Below are 18,571 nucleotides of genomic sequence, written 5' to 3' on the forward strand. Positions count from 1 at the left end.
TATGAAAAGTAAATATAATTTTGTAATTAAGAAAAATAACCAAAACTTTGATATGCATGAACTCGGAATCTGGGTGGAATCATTTCATATATATTCCCCTCACGCAGAGCGGAAGAAGCTTATAGTTCCAAATAGGGCAGGCTCCCTATTATCCTCTACAAGAATTGCAGAAAGAAGAGTAGCAATTACCATGCAAATTGAAGAGGAAAATGAAAATAATTATGAAACTATTAAGCATGACATTTTTGACTTATTTTTTTCTGAAAAAGAGTTTTCCATAGTTAGAGATATAAAACCAGATAGAGAGCTTTTTGTGATTCAAGAGGGAGAGTATGACATTGAAAACCTTACAACGACTGACGGTAAATTTTCTATAGATTTAACGATGCCAGACCCCTTTATTTATGGATTGCAGTTAGAAAAAGTATTTGAAAATGATTCTTTAGTTTTGACCAATCCAGGGACCGAAAAATCAAAACCAATATTTGAATCTACTGTTCTGCAGGATACCTCTTTCGTACAGATTGTTAATGAGAATGGGGATTATATGATGGTTGGAAAGCCAGCACCTGCTGATCAACCTGTTATTAGTCCTTATGATGAAATCTTAGTAGATGATTGTTCTTCTACCGTAGCGTGGGGAGCCGTTCCTTCGATTGAGTCAGGAGATGTAGCAGGGAGCATTGGGGTGTCAAACGGTAGGTTTGTACCTACAAGCTACGGTACTGGTACTGGTTGGCATGGTCCAGCTCTCAAGCAAAGCCTTTCTTCTCCTTTGCAAGACTTTAATATTCAAACATGGGTTGAATTTAATACAGCAGCTAATGAGTTGGGGCGAATCCAGATACATTTATTAGATGTTGATAACAATATTGTTGGCATGTTATCAATCTTTGATTCTTATTCACAGTTTCAAGATGCAGTAGGACGTTTCAGAGTTGGTCCACTAAGTGGACCTTATAAATATGTCATGTCAGAAAGACATCCTTATTGGATACCTAATTTCTATGGTCGGTTGGCCTTGCAACGACAGGGAACGCGGATATCGGCACAGATGGATTTTTATGATTCTAACACTGGTAGATACAAATTTAACCTAGCGGATGAATTCTATGATTATCAAGGTCAGTTTCAAACTCCTATTTCACAGGTTCAAATTCATTTTGGACAATATCGGTCTTATGCTGTAGCAACAATGAATATGGATAAGGTTAGAGTTATACGCTTAAATGAAATCGGGGAAAATGAGATACCTATACTCGCTTATGCAGGTGATAACTTGGTATTCGACCATCAAAATGACATTGTTTATTTGAATGGTATGGACATAAAAATGGAGAAAGATTTTGGTGCATCTTACTTCAACATTATGTCAGGAACAAACAGGATTTTTACTTTCCCACAAGGAGCTTTAGATACTAAAGTGAAATGGAGGCCAGCGTATAAATGACACAAATTCATATTTTGGATCATCAAACTGATTCCATTCTAGATACAATGGATAATGAGGGAGTTAATCCGTTTTATCAAGATAATCATATTGAAGTATTAGATGGAGAAGAGACGTTTAGCTTTTCTACACCGAAAGATATACGCGCTGCACAACATTTAAATAAACGTAACCGAGTCATTATTCCCGGGAATAATGGCTCTTTTCGTGAGTTTATTATTTATTATAATGACACCATTAATAATGAAGTAGAGATACGTTCACTTGCATCCTATATTGAACTCAAGAAAAACAAGCCTATCGCTCCTGTTACACTTAACGGTCAAACCGTAAATTCTGCGACAGATTTTGTCCTATCCGGTACGGGATGGGAACGAGGTAAGACAGAGTATTCAGGCTCGTTAACGATTGCATTTGAAGAGCATATTAACCCTTATGATGCCCTGAAAAAGATTGCTTCTGCATTTAGTTTAGAACTACAATTTCGGATCGTAACCGATGGGAATAAAGTTGTTGGTCGTTATGTGGATCTTCTTCAAAGGGTTGGTTCCTGGGAAGGGAAAGAAATCGAGTCCGGAAAAGACTTAATTGGGATGAAACGATTTGAAACTACACAACCGGTTGTTACAGCTTTAGTTGGAGTGGGTCCAGAAAAAAGTGATGGCACTTATGATATCGTTGAAGTAACAAATGAGGAAGCGCGTCAAGCATGGGGACGAATTGATCCTAGTTCAGGTGTTCCAGTTCATTTATGGGACATTTATATTCCAGAATCCACAGATCAGGATATGACAAGAGAGCGTCTTACTACCTTGACAGAGAATGAACTACAAAAACGAATCAGTTCCTCGGTGAAATGGGAAATTGATGTAGCGACACTCGAAACCATTTTCGGCAGGGAGCACGAGAAAGTATCTTTAGGTGATACATCTCGTGTAAAAGTCACGGAGCATAATCCTCCTGTTTATTTGGATTCTCGCATTATCGCGAGAAAAGGTCCAATTACGGACGTATATCAGAAGAAACATACATTAGGAGAAATCATTGAGCACAAAGAAGAAGACATCAACCAAATTAGAAAAGAACTACTTAAGAAGATTGCTAAAAAAATTTCCGAGGAACAGGTTTTAGGGATAACGTACACTAAGACTGAGGTTGATAGCAAGGATACCCAAACGGAAGCAAACGCTGAAAACTTTACAAGAGGATGGTCGCAACAAGGTGCAGATGTAACGAGCGAAAACACCGCAGCTGATACAGCTAAAGTCGGGGGAACAGCAGCAAACACTGTTCGTGATCAAGCAGCAAATTCTATTCAACAACAAACAGTTTATAATGGAGTGACCTTTAGTAAAGAAAAAGGGTTAGAAGTTGTTACAAGTGATAACTTGGTAAAAATCGTCCAAGATGCTACCCAAGGTTTTATGATACAAAAGAGGGCAACAGTTAACGATCCATGGGTTAATTTCTTTTATGTCGATTTGAACGCAAAGGTAAATGCTAGAGACGGTGATTTTTACATTGTTGACGGTAAAACAGGAACTAAAAGTTCTATTGTATTTCGATCAAATTTACTAAAAGACCATTCCTTTGAAAGTGTGCGATCAGTAGGCTCGACCTATTACGGGGGAAATTCCCTTATCCGAGATATGCAGGTCACATCATCCAATGAATGGTCGGGTTGGATGGCTCAGGGTACACCAAGAGTTTTGTCTGTTTACCAAACGGATGCCCCTACCAGTTTGGCCATGTATGGTCTAAAGTCTGTTATATGTGGAAGAGGCGATTACGTCTGGCAGACTTTAAATGCTGAGAGCGCTGGAAAACAATATACGTTTTCCTTTCATACACGAAAAGCACCTGGTCACGCTGCCGGACCTCCAAGGTTTCTAGTTCGCTATTACAGATGGAATCAAGATACATTAGAAAAACTATCTGAAGAATACTTTGATTATCCTGCACCAACTAGCGAAAAAGATATATTAAGGTACAAGGCTACCTTTACCACTCCTCCTGAAACAGCAGTAGTGAGAATGTATCTTTTAACGACTGTGGATTGGGCTATGTTTGATGGGGTTCAACTTGTTGAGGGATCTGTTCCTGTTCCTTATAATCCAGAAGATGGTCTTCACAATCTTATGTATGGTTTTCAAGATGCAGAAAGTTTACATGCATATTACCTTTATGGGAATCACATTAGATCCTATGGAGATTTAACTGGTCGATTAGTTCATAATGATCACTATTTTAAAATTTTCCCATTCAATAGTACCACTTATAATGACGGTAGTAGGACGCAAGGGTATTATGATGGTCCGAATAGAAGGTTGAATGTATATGCAGCAACGGATTCCGGCTCTGGACCGGTAGAGGTCAATTTACCATACAGTGGTAGTGCGTTTACAGCTTACAACTTTAATAATGCTTCATCAGTGGAAAATAAAAACAACATTCGAGACATAAATACGGAAGATATGGCTAGTATTTTTGATTCCTTAAACTTCCGCAACTATACCTTAACTGGAAATGAAACAAGGGTTAAGACAGGTATCGTTATAGAGGAGCTTGAATCATCTGCAGGGTATTATTTAATCAATGGTGATGGAAAATCAATAGACTTATACGGCCTAGTTTCTATGATGGCTGCAAAGGTAAAGCAACAAGATGATAAAATTTCAACATTGGAACAAAGAATTACAGCACTAGAAAGCGCCATATAAGGCGTATTTTTTATGTCTGAAAACAGGGGGTGAAAAAATTGAGTAGATATCTACAAGGCTTCATCGATGGGTATAGCAAAGCAAATGAAATAAAATCATCAACAAAGGTTAATGTTGAATTAGGTGGCAGAATTATAGCCGAAGAAATCTATAAAAATGTCACAGAATTGCAAGAAAATGAAAAACAAATGGGAAATAATTTTTAGCTATAACGCCAAGAAAATTTGAGAGGGGAATAACGAGTGGAAAACTTATTTAAAATCTTAATCGCAAGTGGAGGTACAATTGTCTCTTATTTATTCGGGGGGTGGTCGACATTGTTACAAATTCTAATGGTATTCATCGTAATCGACTACCTAACCGGATTAATGGCTGGGTGGGGTAAGTGGAATAGCAAGGTAGGTTTCAAAGGCATTGCTAAGAAAGTGATGATATTAGTTCTGGTAGCTGTTGGTCATGCAGTTGATACAGTTCTTGGAGGAGATAGCCATTTCATTCGTGATGCGGTTATCTTCTTTTATTTGGCTAATGAATCTCTATCTATTATTGAAAATGCTGGACGAACAGGATTGCCTATCCCAAATGTATTGAAAAAAGCTGTAGAGACATTAAGTGAGAAGTCAGAATCAGAAGTTAAGAAGAAGGTTAAATAAGGCGCTCAATGGAGTGCCTTTTTATTTTTGAAAAGGAGAGGATTAATATGCTTAAACTTTATATGGACCTAGGACATGGTGGTAGTGATCCGGGTGCAGTAGCTAACGGATTGCAGGAAAAGGATTTAACATTAAAGATTGGCAAAAAAATTCGGGACCAACTGAAATACTACGAAGGTGTGCAAGTTCGATTAAGCAGGGATTCTGACAAGACACTTAGCCTCAGTCAGCGTACAAATGATGCCAATGCTTGGGGAGCTGATTACCTTTTATCTGTGCATATCAATGCAGGCGGTGGAACAGGTTTTGAATCCTATACCTACAACGGCAGTTATTCCGGAAAAGCAGAAACCAATCGTTTAAGAGGGATCGTTCATGATGAGATTATGGATGAGATCGGCGGAAGAGATAGAGGTAAGAAAGAAGCTAACTTCCACATGGTTCGAGAATCATCTATGCCAGCTGCATTAACGGAAAATCTATTTATCGATAATAAAGAAGATGCAGAAAAACTAAAATCTGATGCGTTTTTAGATACAGTTGCACGTGGTCATGTGAATGGAATCGTTAAAGCTTTTGGTTTGAAGACAGCATCCAGTAAGCCTGTAAGTAAACCAGAACCTAAACCGGAATCTAATCATGACGATACCTTGTTAAAAGAAGGTAGCAGGGGTACAGCGGTTAAAGAACGTCAAAAACGCTTGAAGGAATTAGGATTCTACACAGGTCGTATCGACGGCATCTTTGGTCCGTTAACCGAAAAAGCTGTTATTGAGTTCCAAAAAGCAGAAGGTATCGGAGTAGATGGCATTATCGGTCCTGTTACTCTTGGTCGCTTGAAAAATCCTCAATCTACAAAAAAGAAATATTATACGGTAGAACGTGGAGATATTCTAAGTAGGATAGCACAAGAATTCAATTCTAGTGTTTCTGACATCGTAAAATGGAATAACATCAAAAATAAGAATCTCATTTATCCTGGACAAAAATTAAGAGTGAAGTAAAATTAAACTATCGTATTCTTTTTTCAAAAAAGGACCATCTCCTTATTAAACTGTACCCTATAAGGTAGACACCTAAAAAAAGTCTACCTATAGGGTACTTTTTTGTATAATTAAGAAAATATGGGGATTGGGGAAAGGTCAAATGGGGATATTATATGAACAATTTATCAAAAGCTTTTTATACTGTAGGAGCTCTATGTATCGTAGGAGGAATCTTCTTGGGATTTAGTAACTATGAAATAGTAGTAGGCTATGAAGATGATATTTTAGGGACGGGAAGTGATCCAATCACTGAAAAATCCTGGACCGCCTTTTTTACCTATTTTGGATATGGAGTAATTAGCGGATTATTCATGTTTGGATTTGGGGAAGTAATATACCTTTTGAATAAAATTAGAGAAACCAGTGAAGAGCATCTAAATCTGTTAAAAGAAGAAACTAAGTCAAGAGAGAACGAAATTGCTTAATTTTTAATGGTTATAGGGTCTATAGTTGTACCAGTATAATAGGTACTCGTCCTTAATGCAGGTGTACAAACAACTAGATGATCCAAAGTTAAAGCATTATGTATTAAAACGGAAAGCGGATGTGTTTCATGCGATGAAAACATTTTTTCATAAACAGGAAGAAAATATAGCTCTTTCCTAAAAAATGAAGCTTCTCTATGAAGGAGAAGCTTCATAAGTGACTACAGGTTAACAGCAATGAGTGGTACCACCACAGCAAGCGGCATCCTCTTCACAACAATCCTCTTTCACTTCTGCAAATTGAATATCGCAACAAGAATTGTCTTTTGTTGTGAACAAATTTTTGAATACTGGCATGTTTATCACCTCCTTTAAAGAATATAGAATAGAAACCCAGACATTGTAGACATCGTAAAAACAGAGCCTATAAAAGCAAATACTAGTCTTTTCTTAAAAATGCTATTTAAAAGGGTTATTTCCGGTAAGCTTGCACCTGCAGAACTAATCATTAATGCCATTACTGGGCCTAATGCCATACCTTTAGCAATCATCATTTGGCTAATGGGAATCATGGTAGATAGTCGAATGTAAAGGGGAATCCCGATGATTGCTGCGATTGGGACAAGCCACCAATGATTATCTCCCATATAAGTAGTAATCCATTCTGTAGGAACAGCCCCATGAATGATTGCTCCAATCCCAGCCCCAATGATTAAGAAAGGATACACGGTTTTCATTAGCTGAATAGTTTCCGCCAAAGCTAATTTGAAATCAAACCTTTGTACAGGTTGCTGGTAACCCTTCATGATTACTCTCTTCACTTGTGATTCAAATCCTAACTTCTCCAATGCAAATCCAATGAGAACGGAAAGTAAAGAAGTAGTGATCGTATAAACCATTGCTACCTTAAAACCTAATACTGCTGTCATTAAGGTTAAGATGGTTGGATCCAAGACAGGAGATGCAAATAAGAAAATCATAACGATTCCAAATCGAACCTTTTTATGTAGAAGATTAACTACAATAGGAATAGTAGAGCATGAGCAAAACGGTGTAATAAAGGCAAATAAAATGGCAACTCCTGCACTGACGAGGGGATGGCTAGTTTCCATTCGCTTCTCTAATCGCTCATAAGGTATGACACCCTGTAAAAGGTTAATCAAAAAGGATATTCCGACAAACAAAAGGGTTAACTCCAGGGCTATGTAAATAAAACTATTTAGTATATCAATCCACATTTCTATCGCCTCTCAATTATTTGTATTTTGCAAGTATTTATTTTGCATAAAGAGCAAGAGATTTCCTTGCTCATAATAATGGTTTACAACAAACGGTCGATTTTGCCATGGCGTTGTTTAAAACCTTAATGGACTGTAGGACAGCGTTTTTTTCGAACTCACTCATATGAGAGAAAACTTCGTTCAAGTACTCCTTCATTTGTGCATCAATGGAAGCTGCTACATAGGTTCCCTCTGTTGTTAAGGAGAGAATATGAATGCGTCGATCCTCTGGTAAAGGGGTCTTTTTTACGAGTCCCATTTTAACCAAGCTTTGAATTTGTCTACTAAACGTTGTGATATCCATACCAAGAATACTGGAGATGGTTTGAACGGAAGGGGATTGATGTTTATCGATCTCATATAGAATGTGACTCTGAACAACGGAAATATCAGCACCACCAACCGAACAACAGTTTTTATTCAGAAAACCAAACCGTCTGGTCATTACTTGAAATAGTTCACGTGTATCTTCCATTATTTTCACCTCTAACTATAGTTATAGCATATTACTTGCATTTTGCAAATTATTTATTATATTTTCCATATTTATAAATCAACGAATTCAATATAAAGCTCAATAGCTATATAGAATAACCCCCTTTACTACTTTTCTTGAAAGAAATGCAGATAAGTAAATATGTAACTTACTTATCCTATCGAAAACAAGATTCCTAAATAACTAACTTTTTGTCGAATGATGTCGATATATTAAAGAGAACTGTACTTCATCATGAAAGGGGCAAAATTTATGAAAAAGTGGTTAGAGCATTTTAGAACAACGATAGGCACACTCAAGTTTAAAGTTACAGCTTTTCTTTTACTATTAACAGTAATTCCGGTTGTCATCGTAGCATCTATTCTAATCAGTTTATTTACTGAAATTGTGGAGAAGGATTATAAAGATCAACAGATGGTCATTGCATCCGCTAATTCTCAGGCACTAAACGGATTTCTGCAAGAAAAAGTCAATGCTATCGAAGGCTTTGTAGATACTTATAAAGTAGAGCTCCTCGAGGGGGACTCGGATAAGATAGTAGACCTTTTACAAGTAATGAAGGCAATGAGCCCAGATATACTCTCCTTTACTTATTCACTTGAGACTGGAAAAGCAATAAATGAATCAGGTCAAGAGCTTAATCTTTCGGAGTTTGATAATTTCAATCGAATTAAGAAAGAGAAAACGGTAGGGATATCCGATATTCTTATTGATAGTAATACCGGGGATAACATTATTATTATTGATATTCCAATTCTTGATGGTAATGAAAACTTTGGCGGACTTGTACAAGCAAAAGTTACCCCTGGAAATATATTAGAAGATTTAAATCAAAACAAAATGGGAGAGAGTAGTTCTGCTTTCTTGATTTCAAAGGATGGTAAATACCTTGCCCATCAATTAGAAGATAGGGTTGGGAATGAAGTTAGTGCATATGAGACTAAAGAGGTTGCAGATTTGTATAAAGAGGAAGTATTACAAAAGAAAAAAGGAACAATAAATTATGTCGATTCTGAAGATATCTCAAAGGTTGCGTCTTATGCAGAAGTTAATATTACTGGTTGGCGTGTTGTTGTTACTGGAGAAGAAGAAGAATTAATGAGCGGTGTCAAAAAAGCAAATGAGACTGGAATTGCTGTCATAATCATTTGTACGCTTCTAGTTTCTTTAATATCATTTTTATCATCCCGTTATATGTTGCGTCCAATCATAGATATGACAAACCTTATGAAAAAAGTTGCTGATGGTGATTTAACTGGTAGATTAAAAACCAAAGGGCGCGATGAACTGCAACAGTTAATGAATAATATTAATGAAATGCTGAATTCGTTTAGTCTTACTTTAAACAAACTATCGGATGTCGTTCAGCATACGACTGTTTCTTCTACACAATTATCAACCATTGCAACAAACTCTGTTATTGCTTCCGAAAACACTGCTAATTCCGCAGAACAAATTACAAAAGGTGCACAAGTTCAGTATGAAGGTTCAGAACAGTCTGCTACAGCAATGGAAGAAATGGCCGTAGGTATTACACGAATTGCAGATTCTTCCGTTAGTGTGAGTGAAAGAGCCCACCAAGTTAGAAACCAAGTTCAACTTGGAGACAGAGACGTAAAAGGAGCAATTCACCAAATAATGAGAGTACAAGAGGTGGTGGAGAAATCCGCTAAGCAGGTTCAGGCGTTAGAATCAAAATCCTTAGAAGTTAATAAAATTGTAGGATATATCTCTGAAATTGCGTCTCAAACGAACCTCTTATCTTTAAATGCTGCAATTGAAGCAGCTCGCGCTGGAGAACATGGTAAAGGATTTGCAGTAGTCGCGGGTGAAGTCAAAAAACTGGCTGAACAAACAACGAAGGCAACCAGTAACATTTCTAGCATATTACGGGACATTCAGGAATCTACAACTAATACTTCAGATTCGATTTCAGATGGTTTGCAAGAAGTACGTAAAAGTGTAAATTCGATAGAAAGTGTGGGAAATGTATTTGGTTCAATCGTCTTAGAAGTAGAGGGTGTATCAAGTCAAATCGAGGAAGTATCTGCCTCAACTGAACAACTATCCGCAAGTACGGAGGAAGTATCAGCTTCTATGAATGAAATTGTGGAAATTTCTAAGAGCTCTCTTGATGAACTAGAGAAAATATCTCTAGCCGCATATGATCAACATCGATCCATGGAAGAAATCTCTTCTTCCACTGAATCATTAAATAAAATGGCATTGGAACTTGAGGAAATGCTGGCTAAATTTAAAATCGATTAATGAAAATACCTCGAAAGAGTAATCAAGAAAAATCTAAAACTGTGCGTTTTAAAGGGAGAGTTTCCCATTTAATGAATGTCGATTGATGTCGATATAAATTAGGTTGAAACTCTCTTAACGCGGCCTTAGGCACATACTAGCACAACAAGACTTACAAAAAGGGAATTTCTTTGTTAGAAAAAATGAAGGTCAAGATGCTGAGTTAGAAGCAGTTAAAAGAATTGTAGAAGGAACACAGACCATGACTGTTTATAAATCTATTCAATTATTGGCAACCAATGCAGCAGAGATGGCAATGAAGGTAGCAAATGGAGAAAAAATAGAAACAAATAGTACAGTAAACAACGGACAGATAGATGTTCCTTCCGTTTTACTTGAACCTGTAAAAATATAGATGATACAATAATTAAAGATAATTACCTAACAAAAGAAGAAATATACGGTAAGTAATCTTGAAACAAGATCGCCTGTTTTGGGCGGTCTTGTTTCGTTTTTAAGGATGAGGTGATTTAGAGTATTTAAATGAAAACGTCGTAGAGAATACCAAGACCAAGTTCGTTTTATGCTATAATCGTACCATTAGTTTAATTTAAACAAAGGATGAATAAAAAGTTGAAAACATATATGGCATTTGATATTGGTGGTTCATTTGTAAAGTACGGAATAGTTACCGAGCAAGCAGAAATCATAAAGCAAAGTAAAACACCTACACCGAAGGATTTAGATTCTTTAATTGAACTAATCGCTGAGCTTACTCAAGTCTATCCAGAAGGAAAGATAGAAGGACTTGCGATAAGTGCCCCTGGAGCGGTATCTGATTCTGGAATTATTTATGGGTTTAGTGCTTTGCCGTACATACACGGACCGAATGTGAAAGAGCTAATTGTCGAGAAAACAGGATATCCTGTCTATATGGAGAACGATGCAAATGCTGCTGGTTATGCAGAAATTTGGAATGGAGCTGGGAAGGGCATGAAGGACGTGCTCCTCGTTATACTCGGAACGGGAGTAGGAGGAGCAGTTTTCAAGGATGGTGTCATTCATAAAGGAGCCAACCTTCACGGTGGAGAGTTCGGTTATATGCTTGTCGACGGAAAACGGACTTGGAGTAGTACAGCAGCAACTGCTTCTTTATTAAGAAGAGTGGCGGAGAAAAAACAAGTGAATGTCGAGACCTTATCTGGAGAAGAAATTTTTGAACAAGCAGAAAAAGGAGATCCGGCTTGTCAGGAAGCCATTGAGGATTTCTATCGCATGATTGCATTAGGTATTTACAATCTGCAATACATGTATGATCCAGAGGTCATTTTAATTGGTGGTGGCATCAGTGCCCGAGAAGACTTGGTCGCTCAAGTCGATAAAAGAGTGGATCAAATCCTAAAAGAAGTAGAAATTGCTAAAATCAAGCCAAGTATAGAAGTGTGTCAGCATAGGCAAAACGCGAATTTGTTAGGTGCTGTCTATGGATTTATTCACCACCTAAAGTAAAAGAAGGGCTCTTAATCCGATGATTAGGAGCCCTTCTTTCTATTATAAAAAATCCTATTTTTTTGAAACAATTCCGTACTCTCATTCGTCTATGTAAATAGAGAATCTTGTCGAATGGAGGGGTGGGATCGTGTCGAAACAAAAACTTGGATGGTTGATTATTTTTCTTATGAGTATGTGTTTGTTTGCGTGCCAACAAAAGCAGAGCTTACCAGATGGATACTTTCCCTATGATAAGGAGAAAGTAGAATCTGCTCTTCAAGCGCTTTCCTTCGAACCTAAAATCCCTTCTTATTTACCTTTGGAAACAGCTATCGTTGTTTCGGACCGATTTAAAACCTTGGAAACTCAAAATGAAGCATTGGACGTTAGCTTTTACACGATGAGTAATGACTTACTCTCTATTCAAATGGTGGATGGGGAACTAGGACAAACGGAACAAGTTGGTGATTCTGCTGAGGTGAAAATTAGCGAGCAATTAGAAGGTAAATACGTCGAAAATAGATTTGCTCAAACCTTATATTGGGAAGAAGAGGGTATAACCTATAAAATGATGTATCGAAATAATGATAATTCGGGCTCTCCTATTCCAAAGGATAAACTAATTAAGGTTGCACAATCATTTCATTCTTAACCGAATATGGATTCAACCAAACTCTTCATCTTAAAGGTGGGGAGTTTTCTTATGAATGAAATGAGGGAGGGAGCAAACTATAGATGTAGAATAAAAAAACCATAAATTTCTACATCTTTCTACTTGCAAGACGTCTGACCTCTGTGATAAAATCCTACATGTTGACTGAAAGCACTTTCATATCATATAGAAGACACCTTAGGAGGTAAACAAATGGAAATTTTATTAGGATTAGTGGCCATTATAGTTGTGCTTGGTCTTTCTTACTTAATGTCCAATGATCGTACAAACATTAACTTCATTGGTATCGGTGTTATGTTATTACTTCAAATTTTAACGACATGGTTCATGTTTGATACGAGTATCGGACGGCTAATTATTACAAAAATCTCGGATGGGTTTAATAAATTAATAGAATTTGGAACAGCGGGGGTTAACTTTGTTGTTGGAGGGATTGCTGTCAACGAAGGGGGCAGTGTGTTCTTCTTTAACGTATTACTGTTAATCATCTTCTTTGCAACCATTCTCTCTGTTTTAACTCATTTAAAAATTCTTCCGGTTATTATTAAGTATATTGGTGGTGCCTTATCCAAGATAACAGGGTTACCTAAAGTAGAATCGTTTAATGCCGTGAATAGTATCTTTTTTGGGCAATCAGAAGCACTATTAGCCATTAAATCTCAGTTCCATCATTTAAACCAAAATCGATTGTATATCGTTAGTGCTTCGGCTATGGGGTCGGTTTCTGCTTCCATCGTTGGTGCTTATATGCAAATGCTACCACCGGAATATGTCCTTGTTGCGTTACCGTTAAACATGTTTAGCTCCTTGATTGTCGCTTCTATTATTTCGCCAGTAAAAGTGAAACCAGAGGATGACCATGTTGATATTCGCGAAGTTTCTGAATCGAAAAGTATCTTTGAAGCGATGGGAAATGGTGCTTTAGATGGTGGGAAAATTGCTCTAATTGTGGCAGCTATGTTGATTGCATTTATTGCCTCACTAGAATTAGTAAACTGGATTATTCAAGCCGTGTTTGCTGGTGTCACTTTACAACAAATTCTAGGTTACGTGTTCGCACCATTTGGTTTCTTGATGGGTATTGCTCCTGAAGAACTGATTCAAGCGGGTGGAATAATGGGTACGAAAATCGTAACAAACGAATTTGTTGCGATGCTTGAATTAGCGCCATTAATTGGACAGCTTTCTAACGAAACAGTCGGAATCGTAGCCGTGTTCTTAACGAGCTTTGCGAACTTCTCCTCTATTGGGATTATTGCTGGTACAGTGCAAGGGATCGATGGAGAAAAAGGAAAAGTTGTTTCCAAGTTTGGTTTGAAGCTATTGATTGGAGCAACACTTGGTTCTATCTTATCCGCAACGATGGCAGGGTTGTTCTTGTAAAAATATATATAGAAAAAATCGACTACTTGTGTTGGTAGTCGATTTTTTTATGATTTCTCTTTTAACTGGATGGCGTCACTGGTAGTCAATCTTTTCCTTCATGTAGTCTGCATCGCTCTTATCAATTCGGAAGTATTCCACTTGGTCCCAGTTTTCTCCTTTACGCTCCCCAATAACGGCACCATCTTCTGTAAACCACATTCTGGAATTGATTAGGCGAACGGATTGTTTAGGACTCCCCATCTCAAAATAAATATCAGGGTTATCTACATCTATGTTTACATTGCCTACCTTTTCTTTGTGTATATAGATCATCAAAAAGTTGTCCACGATACTTTGGTTTTCAGTGTCTGTGAAAACCATTTTGTAATCAATTCGATTTGGATTATCGGCGTTTTGATAACCAATTCTTATTTCTCTGAATGCCTCCTTATTATGGAGATGTCCAGTCCAATACCCGGCTAGAAATAGGACAATAAGTAGAGCGAGCAAACCTATTCTTTTTCTCAGTTTCAAGACACCTCCTTCTAATTAATAGGCTGTTTGCTATAAGTTGGTTGTTTTTAATAATCAATAATCACCGGTGCCGCTACGGAAATACACTACTCTTTCCGCGGGCTCGCATAGAACGCTCCCTGTCGGGTCTAAGCGTCTTCGGCTTTCCCGCAGAGTCTTCGCGTATTTCCTCCGCTTAAGGTTGCTTTCTATTCTAGTGAGCAGAACTCCAACAAACTGGATTAATATGTGTTTAATCCTGGCTTCCATCAGATAGTCATCTATGATGAAGTATTAAACCGGAGCGGATTCTGACACATAACTAATTTAGAAAGGAAGCTGAATTTTTTGAGGCGAGGTGTTAAAAAATGTGTGACTTAAGAAGCAACAGTACTTACAAAAAGAGCATATTCAAATAACATGAACTAGTTTAAAAGATTTAACCACTTAAAGGTATGTATATTTATATTGTATGCTTCTGTTTGATGATTGTAAAAGAACATTTTGCACGAGAACTGTCTTATGCTAGCCCCATCCTATTTAACAGTTTGTCAGTTCATTCCTATGCTAGTTTTACAGTACAATAGACGTGGAATGTAACCTTTAAGGAGGCGTTTGAATATGACGCAGCATTATAAGCTATACATTAATGGACAGTGGATAGATACGAACGAAACAGTAGATGTATTGGATAAATATTCACAGGACGTATACGCAACAGTAGCGAAAGCGGGTGAGGCCGAAGTCGACAAAGCGATCTCTAGTGCAGAAATAGCTTTTCAAACAACTCAGCTTTCCGCTTATAAACGGTACGAAATTTTAAAAAGGGTTAGTGAATTGATGCTGGAGCAACAGGATGAACTCGCATTAGGCATTGTAAAAGAAGCTGGAAAACCTTTAAAACAAGCCAAGGGTGAGATTGTTCGCTCTGCTCAAACCTTTGAATGGGCTGCAGAGGAAGCGAAGCGGATAACTGGAGAAGGTGTTCCAGTTGAAGCAGCACCAGGATCTGAAAACAGAATGGCTTTTACGATTAAGGTTCCCGTAGGAGTAATCGGCGCGATAAGTCCGTTTAACTTTCCACTCAATCTCGTTTCTCACAAAGTGGCACCAGCAATTGCAGCAGGAAATACGGTTGTGCTCAAACCTGCAAGTACAACACCGACTACAGCAATCAAACTAGCGGAAATTTTTGAAAAGGCTGGACTTCCTAATGGTTTCTTTAACGTTGTCGTTGGTTCTGGTTCAACGGTCGGGAATCAAATGATGAAAGACAATCGAATTAAGCTATATACCTTTACGGGGAGTGCGGAGGTTGGCTTAAAGCTTAAGCAAAACACCGGTTTAAATAAGTTGATTTTAGAGCTAGGGAATAATTCTCCTGTTATTATCGATAAAGAGGCTGATATAGCCAAAGCATCTCAACTTACTGCAGAAAAGAGCTTTGCTTTTGCTGGACAGGTTTGCATTTCCGTACAACGGGTTTATGTGCATGAGGATGTACGTGATGAATTTCAAAGGAAGTTTATGGAGGCCGTTCAAACCTTAAAGGTGGGGGATCCGAATGATTCGGATACAGACGTTGGTCCGATGATCTCTGAAAAGGAAGCAATACGGGCGGAAGAATGGATTTTGGAAGCGAAGGAACAAGGTGCAAAACTTTTGTGTGGTGGTACGAGAAAAGGTCCTTTATTAGAACCAACAGTTCTTGTGGATGTACACAAAACGATGCGAGTGGTGTGTGAAGAAGTGTTTGCGCCAATCGTAAGTATTATTCCATACCGAGATTTGGATGCATGTATTGATGAAATAAACGAATCGCCATATGGCTTGCAAGGAGGTATTTTCACCCAAAATATTAACACTGCTTTCTATGCAGCTAAAAAAGTGGAAGTGGGAGGCATGATGATTAATGATGCTTCTCAATATCGGGTGGACTTGATGCCGTATGGCGGTGTGAAAGATAGTGGATCTGGTAAGGAAGGGCCGAAGTATTCGATAGATGAAATGACCGAGGAACGGTTGGTTGTGTTAAACTTAGAGTAAGATTCAGGAGGCAGCTACTTTTGCGTAGCTGCCTTATTGTTATGGGAGCAGGAATTTTGGTTTTTATCACGAAATGGTAATATAAGAAATTTAGGTAATAAGTGGAAAAGGGGTGTATCATGAAATCAGAAAAGGAAAAGATGATGGCCGGTGAATATTACGATGCTTCAGACCATGAGTTAATACAGGATCGGCTTCATGCGCGTCTCCAGACGATGGTGTATAACAAAACGTCAGGGATGGAAGAGAAGAAAAGGAAGGAGATTATAAAATCCCTTTTTGGAAGTACAGGAAACGAATTTTATATAGAACCTACTTTTCGTTGCGACTACGGCTATAACATTATTGTCGGGGATAGCTTCTATGCCAATTTTGATTGTGTCATGCTTGATGTAGCGGAAATAAAAATTGGAAATCATTGTTTTCTTTCTCCTGGAGTCCATCTATATACGGCAACCCATCCTATTGACCCGGAGGAACGGAACGCAGGCATGGAATATGGAAAGCCCATTACGATCGGGAATAGTGTATGGATTGGGGGAAGAGCGATTATTAATCCGGGCATTACAATAGGAGATAACGTGGTGATTGCATCAGGATCGGTAGTTACCAAGGATGTGCCAGATAATGTTGTAGTAGGAGGCAATCCAGCACGTGTTCTAAAGCAAATCGTTGTATGAAAAAAACGGATGTCTAAGGCATCCGTTTTTATGTGGTAGGAGAGTATTGTTTTAATAATCTCTTTTGTAGATAGATTAGGCGGAAAAATAGCGTGACGGCACCTGCACTTAATCCAATAATGAGTCCCATCCAATAGCCATATGCTTCAAGCGCCGTGAAGTTAGCTAGCAACCAGCCACTTGGTAGCCCGATCAACCAATAGCTGATGAGTGACATGATAAACGTGATATTCACATCTTTATAGCCTCTCAAGGTTCCTTGTAAAGGTGCACCAAACGCATCAGCAAACTGGAAAAAGATAGCGTAAAAAATAAAATTAGTTGTTAACTCGACGACCTCAGGATTGGTATTATATAGTCGTGCAACTGGCTCATCAAATGCATATAAAATGAATCCAGAGACAAATGCAATGAAGACCCCAAAACTAATCCCCATATAAGCGTACACCTTTGCATCGCGAATACGCTTCGCTCCTACTTCATAGCCTACGACAATCGTAAGGGTTAGGGCAATGCTAAATGGAACCATGTATAAGAAGGAAGCGAAGTTAATCGCTGCTTGGTGGGCCGCAATCGTGTACGTACTATACACACTCATAAACAACGTAACCGCTGAAAAAATACTCACTTCAAAAAAGATGGAAAACCCAGTAGGAACTCCTATTTTTAACTGCTCGATCCAAGTTGACAAGGAAGGACTATGCCAGCTTGTAAAGATTCGATCCTCAGAAAAAGGATGGACACGGGCGATGATGAACAACGTGATACCACAAATGAACCAATACGTTAAGGAAGAAGCAACACCAGCCCCAATGCCGCCAAGTGCAGGGACACCGAATTTGCCGAAAATAAATACGTAGTTAAACAATATATTCAATGGCAAGGATAAGAGTATAATGACCATGGACGTTCTCGTTTGTCCTAATGCGTCCATATAACATCTTAACAGGTTAAAAATGAACAACGGAATGATACCTGTTCCGATTCCGATTAAATAGTATTTAGCAATATAGCGAACGTGATTTTCTAGGTCCATCACGTTCAAGATAGGGTCTATTAAAAATAAGCCGATTACGGTAACTAATAATGCCATGAGAATAGATAAGTAAATACCTTGGCGAACCTGTTCTGGTACGTCTTTCTTTTGGTTTGCACCGAGTAACTGCGCTACAATAGGGGATAGGGCAAGAAGAATACCGTTAATCCCGGTTGATATAGGAACCCAAAGGCTAGAACCGATAGCCACCCCTGCTAAATCTCCAGCGCCAGCTCGGCCTGACATAACCGTATCAAAGAAATTCATCGCATACATACTCAACTGGGTAATGAGAATAGGTATAAGGATAACAGAAAATAATTTTAGTTTTTGTTGAAAGGTATAAGTTGGATACATGGGAGTCTTCCTTTTTCAATGAATTTCCATTAGGATAGAGAGGATTATAACACAATTTTATTGGGGAAGAGAACCTAACTTGCTTGTGAAGTA

General features: G+C 38.1%; 18 protein-coding genes and 1 pseudogene. 14 read left to right on the forward strand and 5 right to left on the reverse strand.

Annotated features, from left to right (window positions below):
* The first annotated feature begins 1 nt into the window (after nucleotide 1).
* The 7 genes and pseudogenes from KO561_RS05350 to KO561_RS20415 all read left to right on the forward strand — a co-directional run.
* Nucleotides 2–1,450: a phage tail domain-containing protein gene (locus tag KO561_RS05350; protein WP_231096099.1), complete on the forward strand. Its 1,449-nt coding sequence runs from the start codon at nucleotides 2–4 to the stop codon at nucleotides 1,448–1,450.
* Nucleotides 1,447–4,170, forward strand: coding sequence for a phage tail spike protein (locus KO561_RS05355; protein WP_231096100.1), 2,724 nt, complete (start codon nucleotides 1,447–1,449; stop codon nucleotides 4,168–4,170). The genes KO561_RS05350 and KO561_RS05355 overlap by 4 nt, the downstream gene beginning before the upstream one ends.
* A 38-nt stretch (nucleotides 4,171–4,208) precedes the next feature.
* Nucleotides 4,209–4,376 (forward strand): hypothetical protein, encoded by a 168-nt coding sequence (locus KO561_RS05360; RefSeq protein ID WP_231096101.1) that lies wholly within the window; start codon nucleotides 4,209–4,211, stop codon nucleotides 4,374–4,376.
* A gap of 36 nt (nucleotides 4,377–4,412) precedes the next feature.
* Entirely contained in the window at nucleotides 4,413–4,823 is a 411-nt protein-coding gene (locus KO561_RS05365) for a phage holin family protein (RefSeq protein ID WP_231096102.1), read from the forward strand.
* A gap of 47 nt (nucleotides 4,824–4,870) precedes the next feature.
* On the forward strand, nucleotides 4,871–5,827 hold the full coding sequence (locus tag KO561_RS05370; RefSeq protein ID WP_231096103.1) for an N-acetylmuramoyl-L-alanine amidase: 957 nt from the start codon (nucleotides 4,871–4,873) through the stop codon (nucleotides 5,825–5,827).
* Nucleotides 5,828–6,045: 218 nt separating this feature from the next.
* Nucleotides 6,046–6,294, forward strand: a complete 249-nt coding sequence (locus KO561_RS05375) for a hypothetical protein (protein ID WP_231096104.1) — start codon at nucleotides 6,046–6,048, stop codon at nucleotides 6,292–6,294.
* Nucleotides 6,295–6,325: 31 nt separating this feature from the next.
* Nucleotides 6,326–6,475, forward strand: a pseudogene (locus KO561_RS20415) (sporulation protein YhbH); the annotation flags it as partial.
* A 47-nt stretch (nucleotides 6,476–6,522) separates the two neighbouring features.
* Here the strand turns inward: KO561_RS20415 and KO561_RS20420 are convergent.
* The 3 genes from KO561_RS20420 to KO561_RS05385 all read right to left on the reverse strand — a co-directional run bounded on the left by KO561_RS20420 (nucleotide 6,523) and on the right by KO561_RS05385 (nucleotide 8,049).
* Nucleotides 6,523–6,651 (reverse strand): hypothetical protein, encoded by a 129-nt coding sequence (locus KO561_RS20420; protein WP_269140699.1) that lies wholly within the window; start codon nucleotides 6,649–6,651, stop codon nucleotides 6,523–6,525.
* Nucleotides 6,652–6,665: 14 nt separating this feature from the next.
* Nucleotides 6,666–7,532 carry a permease gene (locus KO561_RS05380; protein WP_231096105.1) on the reverse strand — a complete coding sequence of 289 codons (867 nt, stop codon included), beginning with the start codon at nucleotides 7,530–7,532 and terminating at the stop codon, nucleotides 6,666–6,668.
* Nucleotides 7,533–7,602: 70 nt separating this feature from the next.
* Nucleotides 7,603–8,049 (reverse strand): MarR family winged helix-turn-helix transcriptional regulator, encoded by a 447-nt coding sequence (locus KO561_RS05385; protein ID WP_231096106.1) that lies wholly within the window; start codon nucleotides 8,047–8,049, stop codon nucleotides 7,603–7,605.
* Between the two features lie 273 nt (nucleotides 8,050–8,322).
* Between KO561_RS05385 and KO561_RS05390 the strand changes: the two genes are divergently transcribed.
* The 5 genes from KO561_RS05390 (at nucleotide 8,323) to KO561_RS05410 (ending at nucleotide 13,864) form a co-directional block, all read left to right on the forward strand.
* Nucleotides 8,323–10,338, forward strand: coding sequence for a methyl-accepting chemotaxis protein (locus tag KO561_RS05390; RefSeq protein WP_231096107.1), 2,016 nt, complete (start codon nucleotides 8,323–8,325; stop codon nucleotides 10,336–10,338).
* Nucleotides 10,339–10,579: 241 nt separating this feature from the next.
* Nucleotides 10,580–10,732 (forward strand): hypothetical protein, encoded by a 153-nt coding sequence (locus tag KO561_RS05395; protein ID WP_231096108.1) that lies wholly within the window; start codon nucleotides 10,580–10,582, stop codon nucleotides 10,730–10,732.
* A 218-nt stretch (nucleotides 10,733–10,950) separates the two neighbouring features.
* A complete protein-coding gene (locus KO561_RS05400; protein WP_231096109.1) occupies nucleotides 10,951–11,826 on the forward strand; it encodes an ROK family protein in 876 nt (291 codons plus the stop codon).
* A gap of 130 nt (nucleotides 11,827–11,956) precedes the next feature.
* Complete coding sequence (locus KO561_RS05405) at nucleotides 11,957–12,460, forward strand: DUF4367 domain-containing protein (protein WP_231096110.1); 504 nt, start codon at nucleotides 11,957–11,959, stop codon at nucleotides 12,458–12,460.
* Between the two features lie 213 nt (nucleotides 12,461–12,673).
* Nucleotides 12,674–13,864 (forward strand): NupC/NupG family nucleoside CNT transporter, encoded by a 1,191-nt coding sequence (locus tag KO561_RS05410; protein ID WP_231096111.1) that lies wholly within the window; start codon nucleotides 12,674–12,676, stop codon nucleotides 13,862–13,864.
* A 75-nt stretch (nucleotides 13,865–13,939) separates the two neighbouring features.
* Here the strand turns inward: KO561_RS05410 and KO561_RS05415 are convergent, their stop codons facing one another.
* Complete coding sequence (locus KO561_RS05415; RefSeq protein ID WP_231096112.1) at nucleotides 13,940–14,380, reverse strand: hypothetical protein; 441 nt, start codon at nucleotides 14,378–14,380, stop codon at nucleotides 13,940–13,942.
* Between the two features lie 600 nt (nucleotides 14,381–14,980).
* Between KO561_RS05415 and KO561_RS05420 the strand changes: the two genes are divergently transcribed.
* On the forward strand, nucleotides 14,981–16,405 hold the full coding sequence (locus KO561_RS05420) for an aldehyde dehydrogenase family protein (protein ID WP_231096113.1): 1,425 nt from the start codon (nucleotides 14,981–14,983) through the stop codon (nucleotides 16,403–16,405).
* A gap of 119 nt (nucleotides 16,406–16,524) precedes the next feature.
* Entirely contained in the window at nucleotides 16,525–17,085 is a 561-nt protein-coding gene (locus tag KO561_RS05425; RefSeq protein WP_231096114.1) for a maltose acetyltransferase domain-containing protein, read from the forward strand.
* A gap of 28 nt (nucleotides 17,086–17,113) precedes the next feature.
* Here the strand turns inward: KO561_RS05425 and KO561_RS05430 are convergent, their stop codons facing one another.
* The gene (locus KO561_RS05430; protein ID WP_231096115.1) at nucleotides 17,114–18,478 is read right to left on the reverse strand and encodes an MATE family efflux transporter; all 1,365 of its coding nucleotides are present in this window, start codon (nucleotides 18,476–18,478) and stop codon (nucleotides 17,114–17,116) included.
* Between the last annotated feature and the right edge of the window lie 93 nt (nucleotides 18,479–18,571).

Origin of the sequence: Radiobacillus kanasensis (genome assembly GCF_021049245.1) — a bacterium.
In the GTDB taxonomy this organism is placed as follows: Bacteria; Bacillota; Bacilli; order Bacillales; family Amphibacillaceae; genus Radiobacillus; species Radiobacillus kanasensis.